Source organism: Paraburkholderia piptadeniae (assembly GCF_900007165.1).
In the GTDB taxonomy this organism is placed as follows: Bacteria; Pseudomonadota; Gammaproteobacteria; order Burkholderiales; family Burkholderiaceae; genus Paraburkholderia; species Paraburkholderia piptadeniae.
This window is the reverse complement of the sequence record NZ_CYGY02000057.1, coordinates 12,664-26,510: the sequence shown is the minus strand read 5'-3', so window position 1 is coordinate 26,510 and position 13,847 is coordinate 12,664. Positions and strand designations below refer to the sequence as shown.

Sequence of the window (13,847 nt, the reverse complement as noted above, 5' to 3'; positions counted from 1 at the left end):
GCTGGCCGACGATCGCGTGCGCTTTCCGATGCTCTCCGTGGCAATTGCACGGACGCAGTGCAGCGCGAACGCTCGATGCGCCTGTCAGCGTGAACAGGCGTCGCGCGGATCGCCGGGATCATCGAGCGCGATCATCTGACCATGATGCAGGACCGTGAACGCGTCGTCGGGCAGACCAGCTTCGCGGGTCGCTTCGGCGAGTTTTTTCGGCGGTTCGTCGAGCGGCTCGTCGGTCAACTCGAACGTGCCCCAGTGAACGCCGATAGCCTTCTTTGCATGCACGTCCTCGAAAACCTGCACGGCCTGCTGCGGATCGAGGTGCGGCGGCCCCATGAACCAGCGCGGCGCATACCCGCCGATCGGAATCAGCGCGAGGTCGAAACAGCCGAAGGCTGCGCCGATCCGCTTTGCATCGGCCGAATAGCCGGTGTCTCCCGCGAAATACAGCGAGTACGGATGCGTGGCGCGTTCGGGTGTCTTCACGACCCAGCCGCCCCATAGCGTCTCGTTGCCGTCGGTGAGCGTGCGCGCGGACCAGTGCGTCGCGGGCACGAACCAGAAGTCGAGGCCCGCCGCGTCCGTTTCATCGCCCCAGTCGAGTTCGCGCGCGTTCGTGATGCCCCTCTTCGCGAGCCAGTCCTTGATCCCGAGCGGCACGAGAAAGAGGGGCGGGCCACCGGGCTGTCCGTTCAGCGCTTCGACGCTCTCCGTATCCAGATGGTCGTAGTGGCTGTGCGAGATCAGCACGACGTCGATGTGCGGCAACTGGCCGAGCGTCAAGCCGGGCGGCACGCGCCGCTTCGGTCCGAGAAACGTGAACGGCGACGCGCGCTCTGAAAACACAGGGTCGATCAGGATGTTGGCGCCGTCGATCTGCAGCAGCGTGCTCGCGTGGCCAATCCACGTCATCGTGTTTTCGCTGCGGTTCGCCTTGATCCATTCGACGTCAGGGTGCTCGACGGGAAACGCGTAGCCGTTCGCGGGCGGCGGGGGCAAGCCGTGGATCAGACGGTTCCAGCGCCACTTCCAGAACGAGCCGCGCACAAGCGGCCCGTCGTTGTTCTCGAAGCCGTGCTCCGTGCGCGGCGCGTGATGGATGCCCGCGGCCGCGAGGCGCCCCGGCGATGGCTCGGGCTCCTGCGCACCGGCGACGCAAGGCGCCGTCGCCGCATGCACGGCGAGGGCGGCGCACAGCAAAACCAGGCGAGACGGGCGTGGCATCGTCAATGGCTCGTGGCGCGAAGCGCTCGAACGGCGCGAAGCGGTCGACGGCGAAAGCCGGGCAGTGGACGGTGCATCAGTGTAGACGGACACTGTTTTCTTCGCCGAAGCGGCGACAACATGTTCGGCGCGAGCGGCTGCAATCCGGTTCATCGGCTCGCCATATCCGGCGAGCAAGGTTGAATTCCGGGTCGAAGCGCCGGTATTTCGCCGGCATTCGTCGCGTGCACCGAGCGGCCCGCGCACCGGAAAAATTGTGCCTGCAACGGAATGCAGATATGAAGTGAAATGCCGTTCGCCCTCGATAAAGGGAACGAATATGGCTCAAATCGTGCAATTTTTTTCCGAAACGCCGTGCTGACTGGCCCGATTCAAACCGTCAAAATTGAAAATAAGGCAAAATTCGGGGCATTCGCGTCGGCCTTGGCACCGCCGGCGGCATTTCCCAACCTTTCTCGACCGAGAGCAAAGCGATGAGTAACAAGCAACCTACGATCATCTACACCCTGACCGACGAAGCCCCGCTGCTCGCGACGAGTGCCTTTCTGCCGATCATCCGTACGTTTACCGCACCCGCTGGCGTCAATGTCGAGACCAGCGATATCTCCGTGGCCGGCCGCATTCTCGGCGAGTTTCCGGAGTTCCTGACGGAAGAACAGCGCGTGCCGGACAACCTGGCCGAGCTGGGCCGCCTCACGCAAATGCCGGACACGAACATCATCAAGCTGCCGAACATCAGCGCGTCGGTGCCGCAGCTCGTCAACGCGATCAAGGAACTGCAGGCGAAGGGCTTCAAGGTGCCGGACTATCCGGAAGACCCGAAGACCGACGAAGAAAAGGCGATCCAGAAGCGCTACTCGAAATGCCTCGGCAGCGCCGTGAACCCGGTTCTGCGCGAAGGCAACTCGGACCGCCGCGCGCCTGCCGCCGTCAAGAACTACGCCCGCAAGCACCCGCACAGCATGGGCGAGTGGAGCATGGCCTCGCGCACGCACGTCGCGCACATGAAGCACGGCGACTTCTACCACGGCGAAAAGTCGATCACGCTCGACCGCGCGCGTGACGTCCGCATGGAGCTCGTCACGAAGAGCGGCGAGACGATCGTGCTGAAGCCGAAGGTTTCGCTGCAGGACGGCGAGATCATCGACAGCATGTTCATGAGCAAGAAGGCGCTGGTCGCGTTCTACGAAGACCAGATGGAAGACGCGCGCAAGACGGGCGTGATGCTGTCGCTGCACGTGAAGGCGACGATGATGAAGATCTCGCATCCGATCGTCTTCGGCCACGCGGTCAAGGTGTTCTACAAGGATGCGTTCGCGAAGCACCAGAAGCTCTTCGACGAACTGGGCGTGAACGTCAACAACGGCCTCGTCGATCTGTACACGAAGATCGAAGCGCTGCCGGAATCGAAGCGTGAAGAAGTGATCCGCGACATGCACGCGTGCCACGAGCACCGCCCGGCGCTGGCGATGGTCGATTCGGCGAAGGGCATCTCGAACCTGCACGCGCCGAACGACGTGATCGTCGACGCATCGATGCCCGCGATGATCCGCGCAGGCGGCAAGATGTGGGGCGCCGACGGTCGTCCCGCCGACACGAAGTGCGTGATCCCGGAAAGCACGTTCGCGCGCATCTACCAGGAAATCATCAACTTCTGCAAGACCAACGGCGCGTTCGATCCGAAGACGATGGGCACGGTGCCGAACGTCGGTCTGATGGCGCAGAAGGCCGAAGAGTACGGCTCGCACGACAAGACCTTCGAGATTCCCGCAGACGGCGAAGCGCGCATCGTCGACATCGCGACGGGCGAAGTGCTGAGCGCGCTCACGCAGCAGGTCGAGAAGGGCGACATCTGGCGCATGTGCCAGGTGAAGGACGCGCCGATCCGCGACTGGGTCAAGCTCGCCGTCGCGCGCGCGCGCAACTCAGGCATGCCGGCGGTGTTCTGGCTCGACCCGTACCGTCCGCACGAAGCCGAGCTGATCAAGAAGGTCGACGTGTATCTGAAGGATCACGACACGTCGGGTCTCGACATCCAGATCATGTCGCAGGTCCGCGCGATGCGTTACTCGCTGGAGCGCGTGATTCGCGGTCTGGACACGATCTCGGTGACGGGCAACATCCTGCGCGACTACCTGACCGACCTGTTCCCGATCATGGAACTGGGCACGTCCGCGAAGATGCTGTCGATCGTCCCGCTGATGGCTGGCGGCGGCATGTACGAAACGGGCGCGGGCGGCTCGGCGCCGAAGCACGTGAAGCAACTGGTCGAAGAGAATCACCTGCGCTGGGATTCGCTGGGCGAGTTCCTCGCGCTGGCCGTGTCGCTGGAAGAGCTCGGCATCAAGTCGGGCAACGAGAAGGCGAAGATCCTCGCGAAGACGCTCGACGCGGCAACGGGCAAGCTGCTCGACAACAACAAGAGCCCTTCGCCGAAGACGGGCGATCTCGACAATCGCGGCAGCCAGTTCTACCTCGCGATGTACTGGGCGCAGGAGCTGGCCGCGCAGACGCAAGACGCGGAACTCGCTGCGAAGTTCGCGCCGCTCGCGAAGGTGCTGACGGAAAACGAGAAGACGATCGTCGGCGAACTGTCGGACGTGCAGGGCAAGGAAGCCGACATCGGCGGCTATTACAAGCCCGACTACGCGAAGCTGGATGGCGTGATGCGTCCGAGCAAGACGCTCAACGCCGCGCTGGCCGCCGTGACGGCCTGAGCCGCCGCAGCGTAGCGATGTGAACGAAGCCCGCGCATTACGATGCGCGGGCTTTTTTCTTGCAGCGACTGCTATGGCCGACACCGCCGCTGCGAACGCGCGAACCCACTGACTCCATAGCCGCATGCGCGCACACCATCAAGCGTTCTTCGCATCGCTGTTCTTCTCGCGGCTCGCGGATCAAATACTGCTGTTCCTCGTCCCGCTCGTCGTCTTCCAGACCACGCAAAAGGCGACATGGTCGGGGATCGCGTTCTTCATCGAGGCGTTCCCGCGCTACATCGTCTTTCCCGTGTGCGGCGCGTTGTGCGATCGCATGCCGCCCGTCAATGTGTTGCGCGCGAGCCAGCGCTTTCGCGCGATCGCGTGCGTTGCGGGGATTGCGGGCTTTGGCGTGGCAGGAGGAATCGGCTGGCTGATCGCGCTCTCCGCCGTCTGCGGCGCGTTGACGAGCCAGGGGCTCGTCGCGCGCGAAGTGCTGCTGCCGCAGGTCTTTACTTCTGAGCGCTTCGAGAAGGTGCTGTCGTATGCGCAGATCGCGGATCAGGTCGGCGTCGTGCTCGGTCCGATGCTCGCGGGCCTGCTGCTCGGCCGGTGGCGCTGGGAGATCGTCGTCGGTGTGGCGGCCTTGCTGTTTTTCGCCGCCGATGGCGCGACGCTGCTGTGGCAGCGCGTGAGCCGCTTCGAATGGAAGATGACGGAAAGCGCGCCCGTCGAATGGTTCGCGCCCGCGAAGACGGCGCTCTCGCATGTCGTGAGTCTGCCTGGCCTCGGCAGGCTGGTCGCGCTGGCCGCCGCCGAAAATCTCGTGATCGGCGTGACGCTCGCGACATCGGCGGCGATGGTGACGGGTCTGCATCGCCGGCCGGACGCGTTCTATGCATTCGTGCAGACGGCGGGCGCCGTCGCGACGATCGTCATTCTGCTGTTGATCGCGAGGGTGCGCATTCCGCGCAAAACGCTAGGCGTCGTATCGTTTCTCGCGATTCTCGCGGGTGGATTGCTCGCGGGTTCGAGTCCGTCCGTATGGGGCTACGTCGCGGGTTTTCTGCTTATCGTGGGCTTCGACAAGATGTTCAGCATCTACATTCGCAGCGTGCGTCAGGCGATCATTCCCGCGAAGGATTACGGCAAGACGCTCGGTGTCGTCATCATGCTCAACAATCTGACGCAGCCGCTGGCGGGCCTTCTCGTCGGTCTCTTTTCGGGCAACGGACGGATCAGCGCCGTCGTGGTCGCGATCTCGCTCGGCATGGGCGTGCTCGGCGCGGCGGCCGTGCTTGCGGGCACGCTCAACGAACGACGGCGCGCCGCATCGCGCGTGAACCCACTGCGCGACCGCTCGCCCAACAGCGCCGAATGAACACGCCGATGGCACAATCACGCGTTCATTCGATGCGCCACGGAGCACCACCGACATGGAATCCGACGACGACCTGAAACACTTCGCATTGCACGGCGCCGCGCCGCTGCCCGCTGCTGTCGACGAAGGCTTCGTGGACAACGACGGCGCGCGCATCGCGTGGTCGACATATGGCACGGGCAACCAGCCCGTGATGGGCCAGCCCGTCGTGCTGCTGCATGGCGGCCTCGGGCATCGCGGCAACTGGGGCTATCAGGTGCCCGCGCTCGTCGGTGCCGGCTACCGCGCGATCCTGATCGACAGCCGCGGGCACGGGCGCAGCACGCGCGACGTGCGACCCTACAGCTACGAGCTGATGGCCTCCGATGTGCTCGCCGTGCTCGATGCGCTGCATGTGCAGAAGGCCGCATTCGTCGGCTGGAGCGACGGCGCGTGCACCGCGCTGGTCCTGGCCCGGCGCGCGCCCGAGCGCGTCGCGGGCGTGTTCTTTTTCGCGTGCAACATGGACCCCAGCGGCGCAAAGGAATTCGTGCCGACGCCCGTGATCGAACGCTGCTTCAAGCGGCATCGGGAAGACTACGAGACGCTGTCCGCGACACCCGACGATTTCGATGCGTTCGTCGCCGCCGTCAGCGAGATGCAGCGCACGCAGCCCAACTACTCGGCCGACGATCTCGCGCGAATCGGCGTGCGCGTCGTCGTGGCGATTGGCGAGAACGATGAGTTCATCAGGCAGGAGCACGCCGCGTATCTAGCGCAGACCATCCCCGACGCCGAACTGATCGTGCTGCCGAATGTCACCCATTTCGCGCCGCTGCAAAGACCAGCGCTATTCAACGGCGTGATCGAGCGCTTCGCGGGAACAATAGTCGAAGCGGGGGGCTGAGTGCTGCTGGGTGCTCGTCGGCGAGGTGCCTCGTTGGTACGCTTCGGGAAACGGAAAATAAAACACGTTTAGCGCGCTGACATCCGCAGTGCCGCTCACGCTGGACGCGCTCAAGCCCTACGCGGGCAGTTCAGATTTCGGTCTGGGTACGATGCCGCATGGTTGTTCCTATTCCGAGCCCCACGCCCGCGTCGCGGTCGGATCAATCGAAAGCCGTGAATCTCCAGCAATTCACGCGCGGCGCCAAGGCGCACGCGCGTTAGCCGATCCGCTGATGTCATGTCAGTCGTTGCCTCAAACCGGCGCTGGAACGGTCGCGCGCTCATCGCTGCCACCTGATGCATGCCTAAGCTCAAATTGTGCGCCGTTGGCGCTCCTGATCGGGCCACGACTCGATGAGACCGCAGTACTCGAAGGCCTTCTGTCAACGCGATAAAGCGATTTGCTTGACCAAACACAAGAAAGAACATTGCTTACCATCCAATCCTTTCTTTTCTATTCGCATAGAGGACAGTTGTTGTCAGATCGAAAGTAATTTTCAAATTAATTTGATTGCGAGCCCGCCATGCCATACCAGAATATCTTTTTCATTGTGATCTAGCTCTCAATACACGGCCAAGCCCAACAAGGGAGTGACGCGGAGCCGCATCGAAAAATTTTGCAGTATGCCGGACTAGCTCGTTGTGATACGACCGGCATCAGTTTCTCCAAAGAACTATCGAACTAAAACCAACAATAGGTGCTGAACTTGCAAGACCCGCAAGTGCGATGACTTGAAACAATGAAAACATGCGCTCAGATGTTCTTCCGTTGCTGGTTTGTTGCCCTGATAAGCGTTGTTGCATATGCGCTTACTTCGACTACAGTTAATCCGGAGTCCTTCGATTTGAGTGCCTCGAAACTCGAATGTTGGATTATTTCTACCGGGTTCTCGCATTGGCAACGACGTGCGATATTTGTTGGTTTGCCGTGGACATCAACGTTGAGACTGCTCGGTCAATTAACGGATATGCTGATATTGCTTTCACTTCTGTTCTGGGTAATCCAGATTGCCCATGGATTCATTCAATGGTCCGCAAACAAAGTGCGCAGAGAAAGGCTGTCGGCACTGATCAAATCACAGTCTATCGAAACATGGCTTTCTCAGATGACTTTAGCTCTCTTTCTGATGGCCGCCTGTGTGTATTTTCTGTTCAAGGCGACTGTTTCGTCCGAACCTATCTTTATTAGCAACCCGAGATCTCTTGCCCTAAATACATTTATTCTATCTTCGTCCCTTTTCTGTGCAATATCTGTCGGCATCTATTTTATCGCGAGTGTGTTTGTTCGCTTCAAATAGCTGACGACAAGTTAACGCACAGCCTTTGATAACAAGAGAATAACTAAATGCTAAATCAAACACCAGGCGAACTCAATATCCTTGTCACGGGAAAACCAGCCGATCCGACTCCAGCCGGTTCTTCGGGAAATTCGTTTTTGTCGAATTTTGTGCCCGGACTGGTAGATTACGAAAGCGCGATAGCGACCTCCTACAGTACTTTGCTGAATAAGCTGGCCACGGCAAGTCAAATGGGAGCGCAACTGGGAAAGCACGAAAAGTGCTTATGCATGGGGTGTGGATTTTCCCATTTTCGCCGTACCGTTCATGCTAGCGGACGCTGCAGAGGGTTACGCGGACGCGGGCGTATGGGGAGCGATGAAATCCGCGATCAGTGACATCGAGGGCTATCTTGCGACCGGTGCGTTCTTGGACTCGACGGTGGGCGAAGCACTCACGGCGGCTTTAGTAGCGCTCGATACTCCCGCAGGTATCCCCGCGGTGGCATTGACATCCTTGGCAATTATTGGTGGATACGTTGTCAATAAGATGGTCGGTGCAGGGCTCGACTACGTGGCAAATACTAGGGGTGTGGCAAACGAAGACGGGCAACTGGTGTTTCCAGACGGTACCGTCCAAACGATTTTGCGGAATGGAGACACTCAGTATGTTTTCAGTAATGGTGTTACTTATGTCGTCCACGCTGACGGAACGTCGAGTGCCACTTTAAATGGCGACACATATCATTACGATGAAGCTGAAAACGTCACTGGTTCATCATTTTCAAACGGCTTCAAGGCCGACTTTGACACGGAAGGTGCAAATGCAATTCTCACAGATACAAACGGCATCACGACCGATTTACGTGTTAGCAGAGCCAGTGACGGAAGTTCAACGGTGTATGTTTCAGGAAGTGGCACCGCAACATCGATCGCCTTGAATGTCGATTCAAACGGTCAAGTCACTGTTAGCGACAATGGCGATCAATACAAGTTTTCCTTGGCAACTGATTCAGCCGGCGATATGGATGTGTTGGTCAACAACGTTGACTCTGGAGCGTCCTACGATGAACTGATGGCAGCGGACGGTGGCGTCGTTAGCACACGCTACAACGCGGACGGCTCGACGACGATTTTTAACGAATCGGCAAGCGGCATCATCACCAGCATCCAAAATTTTGATGTCGGCGGCAATGAAACTGGCTCGTTGCAGATGACGTACAACAGCAACGACCAGTTGACGGGCGAGACGGTGTTGGCAAACGGCCTGCGAACGGACATGTTGGCGTTCGATCCCAACAGTGGGTTTGAGACGAAGGATACGTCGTACTTCGTCGGCACCAACCAGGTGAGCGGTTCTATCATCTATACCAACGGTGTCAAATCGTCGGAAATCGACTATTACCGCAGTGGATTGGAGTCGGATCAGAAATTCTTTGACAACGAAGGTAATCTGTCGGGCGAAGCGGTGTTCAACCAGCACCTGGAGCAGACCGACTACCTGGTGTTCAACACGTCCACGGGCGAGCTTGAACAAGACCGCGAAATTGACCCCAACACGCACAAGCAAACCGAGACCTTGCTCTACCAGGACGGTGTCGAAGTAGGCGTAGCGGACTACGCCACTGGCAGCGATGGAAAACTCTACCAGTCGGACTACAAGTCCATTGATTCGCAGACGGGGAACATGTCATCGGAAATTTTTCTCGACGAGAGTGGCAACCGCATCGGGTATGAAGCATTCGACACCCAGACAAGCAAGTTGACAGGCGAAGCCGACTTTGTTGATGGCCAGCAGGTCGACTACAAGTTCATCGATGAGCAGTCGGGCAATGTGAGCGGCGAGAACGTCCTTGACAATCGCGGCAATCGCATTGAGCACAAGGTCTTCGACGTCGGCACGGGCGATATGACTCAGGATACCCTGTACGACGCGTCGAGTGGTGATCCGTTGGTCAGCTATGTCTACCAAAACAACCAGAAGGTCGGCCAGGCGGACTATGCCGATGGTAACGAGATCGAATATCAGGTCATCGATCCGACCCGTGGAGACATGACGGAGGACGAAATCCGTGATCCGGCGTCGGGAATCTGGACGCAGTATGACTTCTACCAGAACAACGAGTTGACCCAGGAGCGCAACTACAATGCCGCAACCGGGGCGCTGATGGACTACGTCAACTACAACGATGGCACGAAGACCGACCAGATCGACTTCGTGAACAACAACGAGGTTGACCACCAGTATTTCACCAACGACGTTCTGACCTCCGAAGCATTTTACAATTCCAAGCTGCAGCAGACTGGTTACGCGACCTATGATCCGACAAGCGGAGACATGACAGAGGATGAGATCCGCGATCCCAACTCGGGTATCTGGACGCAACTGGACTTCTACCAGAATAACGAGCTGACTCAAGAACGGGACTTCAATACCGTTACCGGCGCGCTAATGGACTACGTCAATTACAACGCCGGCACGAGAACCGATCAGATCGACTTTGTGAACAATAACGAGGTCGACCGCCAGTATTTCACCAACGACGTTCTGACCTCCGAAGCATTTTTCAATTCCCGGCTCCAGCAGACCGGTTACGCGACCTATGATCCGACAAGCGGAGACATGACAGAGAATGAAATCCGCGACCCCAACTCAGGAATCTGGACGCAACTGGACTTCTACCAGAACAACCAGCTGACCCAAGAACGGGATTTCAATACCGTTACCGGCGCGCTGATCGACTACGTCGATTACAGCAACGGCACGAAGACCAACCAGATCGACTTCGTGAACAACAGTGAGGTCGACTGCCAGTACTTCACCAATGGCGTACGGACCTCCGAAGCATTTTTCAATTCCCAGCTCCAGCAGACCGGTTACGCACTCTACGATCCGGCGAGCGGCGACATGACGGAGAATGAGATCCGTGATCCGGCCTCGGGCGTCTGGACGCAGTATGACTTCTACCAGAACAACGAGTTGACCCAGGAGCGCGACTACAATGCCACGACGGGCGCGCTGGTGGACTACGTCAGTTTCAGCAACGGCACGAAGACCGACGAGTACACGTTCGACGCATCGACGGGTGTCCAGACTGCGGCCCTCCACTACAGCGACGGCGAGCTCTCGACCGAAGCGACGTTTGCCGATGTCGATGGCGCAGCCGTACAAAACGGCTATTTCTCGTTCAACCAGCAACAGCAGGTGACCGGTCAGGCCACCTTCGACGCCAATGGCCAGCAGAACGGCTATATAGGCGTCGATCCGTCAACCGAAGTGGTGACCTCTGTAGCGTCGGTCCAGAACGGCGTACAGACTGGCGCAATCTTCTACAACGATGATCCGAATAACCATTACATCACGGAAATTGTTGTCGGCAATGGCCCGGGCCTCGCGTCGGGATGGGCTACGTTCGACTCGACAGGCAAGTGTACGGAGTTCTCCGGCGGCTCGGACTTCATCAAGAATTTGTTGACCTCCATTTCAGTCATGAACCTCGATGGCGTGGTGCAGGCGGGAGGGGAGGCCGCTGGTGCGGCAACACAGGATGCAATCGCAGGTCTGGTCGGGGTTCCGCTGCCGGACCTCAGCGACGTTGGTAACATCGACCCCGACGCAATCACCGACTCCGTCGATGGCTTCGTTGGCGCTGGCGGGCTCCCGACCCCGAGCCCGGCCCCAGACCCGAGCTCCGACCCGGACCCGGACCCGAGCTCGGTCCCAGACCCGAGCCCGGCACCGCCCTCCGATCCGATGCCGGCGCCGCCCCCGGAACCGGACCCAGTTGGTGCAACCCGGTCTCCTGGCGTCATGCTCGGCAGCTCTACTCCAGTCAGCACTGCTGTAGCCAGTGCGCAGGCGACGGGAGCCGTCTCGGCAACCCATTCGGTAACTGCATCTACTCAGCAGGACGCGCTTGCTGCCCAGCTCTCGTCATGCGGCAACGACGCGTCCGCTGTCATGCCATTGGCCGATCCTGTGCTGACCCAGATGATCCAGGCCATGGCCAGCTACGACGTTCCGGTTGGCGTCCTTTTGACGCCAACCGGGCTTGCAACGAACCAGCCACAACTGCTCGCTGCATAAGCGTTCCCTGACGCGAGTCAGCCCTCCTGCCCCGACGTGTGCGTTGTGCGCACGCCGGGGCTTGTCCGTCGATACAGCACACATGCCATGGCTATCGACCTTCTTCAGCTCCATATGGGCACCAACGAACAACAGAATCTCGCTGACGCGGGCGTCTCGGCACTCGTCAGCATTGCGCGCTTTCATGGCATTGCCGCCGACGCGGCGCAGTTACGGCATGCGGCCGCCGTGGGCGATGCCCCCTTCGACCAGGATACGCTCGTCCTGTGTGCCCGTTCGCTCGGCTTGCGCACACGTCTCGTCCCGTTGAAGCTGGAGCGACTCGGCCGCGCCCCCCTGCCTGCGCTTGCACTCGATCGCGACGGCAGACATTTCATCGTGCTTCGCAGTGACGGCACCACGGCGCTGGTCCTGGAAGCCGGTGCTTCGACGCCGGTCGTGCTTCCACTCGCCACGGTGGCCGAGCGCACGACGGGCTCGATGATCCTCTTCGCGTCACGTGCCTCGCTCGCCGGTGAACTGGCGCGCTTTGATTTCACCTGGTTCATCCCGGCGGTCGTGCGCTACCGGCGGCTGCTGCTCGAAACGCTTACCATCTCGTTCATCCTGCAGCTATTCGGGCCGGTCTCACCACTGATGTTCCAGGTGGTAATGGACAAGGTGCTGGTAAACCGCACCTACAGCACGCTCGCGGTTGTGGGCGTGGCGCTGTTCATCAGCTCGACTTTCGAGATCGTGCTCACTGGGCTGCGCAACTACGTCTTTTCCCACACGACCAACCGCATCGATGTTGAGCTTGGCGCGCGCCTGTTCCGGCATCTGGTCGCTCTGCCGCTGAGCTACTTTACCGCGCGGCGCGTGGGCGACACGGTCGCGCGCGTGCGTGAGCTGGAGAACATCCGCAGTTTCCTCACCGGCCAGGGCCTGACTGCCGTGATCGACCTCTTCTTCTCGATCGTGTTCCTCTCGGTCATGTGCATCTACAGCGTCTGGCTCTCGCTGATCGTCGTTGTGTCGCTGCCGGTCTATGCAGGCATCTCGACAATGCTGGTCCCAGTTTTGCACCAGCGCCTGAACGAGAAGTTCGCACGCGGCGCCGACAACCAGGCCTTTCTCGTCGAAACGGTCTCCGGCGTCGAGACGGTGAAATCGCTCGCCGTCGAACCGCAATTCACGAAGAAGTGGGAAACCCAGTTGGCCGCTTACGTCGCATCAGGATTTCGGGTCACAACGCTGGGCAATGTCGGCCAGCAACTGATCCAGTATGTCGGCAAGCTGGTGTCGCTCGCCACGCTGCTGCTCGGCGCGAAGCTCGTAATCGACGGTCGCCTCACGGTGGGCGGCCTGATTGCGTTCAACATGATGTCGCAGCGGGTGGCTGCGCCGGTGCTGCGCCTGGCGCAACTATGGCAGGACTTCCAGCAGGTCGGCATCTCGATGAGCCGGCTCGGCGACATTCTGAACACGCGCACAGAGCTCGTACAGAGCCGCCAAGCCCAGCCGCCGATCCGCGGTGCGATCAGTTTCGAGAACATCCGCTTCCGCTATCGGCCGGACGGCGCGCCGATTCTCGACGGCGTGTCGCTCGACATCCGCCCTGGCGAGGTCATCGGCGTTGTCGGCCGCTCTGGGTCCGGCAAGAGCACGCTCACGAAACTGCTGCAGCGTCTCTATGTCGCCGAGCAGGGCACCGTACGCATCGATGGCGCCGACCTAGCACTCGCCGATCCAGCCTGGCTGCGCAGGCAGATCGGCGTTGTGCTCCAGGAAAACCGCCTCTTTAACCGGCCGGTGCGCGAGAACATCGCACTGACCGATCCCGGTGCACCGATGGCGGCCATCATCCGCGCAGCCCAGCTTGCCGGGGCACACGACTTCATCTGCGAGTTGAAGGAAGGCTATGACACGGTCGTGGGTGAGCACGGGGCGAACCTTTCTGGTGGACAGCGCCAGCGGCTCGCCATTGCCAGGGCGCTGCTGACCAACCCGCGCATTCTCATCTTCGACGAGGCGACCAGCGCACTCGACTTCGAGACTGAGCGCGTCATCCAGAACAACATGAAGGCCATGTGCGCAGGCCGTACGGTGATCGTCATCGCTCATCGACTCACGGCCGTGCGCCATGCCGACCAGATCATCGCGATGGATCGCGGCAGGATTGTCGAACGGGGCAACCATGACGAACTGCTCGCACTGGGTGGCTACTACGCACACCTTTGCTCCTTGCAGAACGGTTAAGAACGGAAACACGGTTTC

General features: G+C 60.1%; 7 protein-coding genes. 6 read left to right on the top strand and 1 reads right to left on the bottom strand.

All coding sequences use genetic code 11. From position 1 onward, the window contains the following. Positions 1–84 precede the first annotated feature (84 nt). Positions 85–1,221, bottom strand: coding sequence for an MBL fold metallo-hydrolase (locus BN2476_RS28410; protein ID WP_087737596.1), 1,137 nt, complete (start codon positions 1,219–1,221; stop codon positions 85–87). A 473-nt stretch (positions 1,222–1,694) separates the two neighbouring features. Between BN2476_RS28410 and BN2476_RS28405 the strand changes: the two genes are divergently transcribed. From BN2476_RS28405 to BN2476_RS28380, 6 genes are all read left to right on the top strand, one after another. Beyond that, positions 1,695–3,938: an NADP-dependent isocitrate dehydrogenase gene (locus BN2476_RS28405; protein ID WP_087737551.1), complete on the top strand. Its 2,244-nt coding sequence runs from the start codon at positions 1,695–1,697 to the stop codon at positions 3,936–3,938. Between the two features lie 124 nt (positions 3,939–4,062). Then, positions 4,063–5,301: an MFS transporter gene (locus BN2476_RS28400; protein WP_087737550.1), complete on the top strand. Its 1,239-nt coding sequence runs from the start codon at positions 4,063–4,065 to the stop codon at positions 5,299–5,301. A 55-nt stretch (positions 5,302–5,356) separates the two neighbouring features. Beyond that, positions 5,357–6,187 (top strand): alpha/beta fold hydrolase, encoded by an 831-nt coding sequence (locus BN2476_RS28395; protein WP_087737549.1) that lies wholly within the window; start codon positions 5,357–5,359, stop codon positions 6,185–6,187. A 906-nt stretch (positions 6,188–7,093) separates the two neighbouring features. After that, positions 7,094–7,417 (top strand): hypothetical protein, encoded by a 324-nt coding sequence (locus BN2476_RS28390; protein ID WP_143811062.1) that lies wholly within the window; start codon positions 7,094–7,096, stop codon positions 7,415–7,417. Between the two features lie 385 nt (positions 7,418–7,802). Next, positions 7,803–11,591: a T-complex 10 C-terminal domain-containing protein gene (locus tag BN2476_RS47590; protein ID WP_175607937.1), complete on the top strand. Its 3,789-nt coding sequence runs from the start codon at positions 7,803–7,805 to the stop codon at positions 11,589–11,591. An 87-nt stretch (positions 11,592–11,678) separates the two neighbouring features. Next, positions 11,679–13,829 (top strand): type I secretion system permease/ATPase, encoded by a 2,151-nt coding sequence (locus BN2476_RS28380; protein ID WP_160111766.1) that lies wholly within the window; start codon positions 11,679–11,681, stop codon positions 13,827–13,829. Positions 13,830–13,847 lie beyond the last annotated feature (18 nt).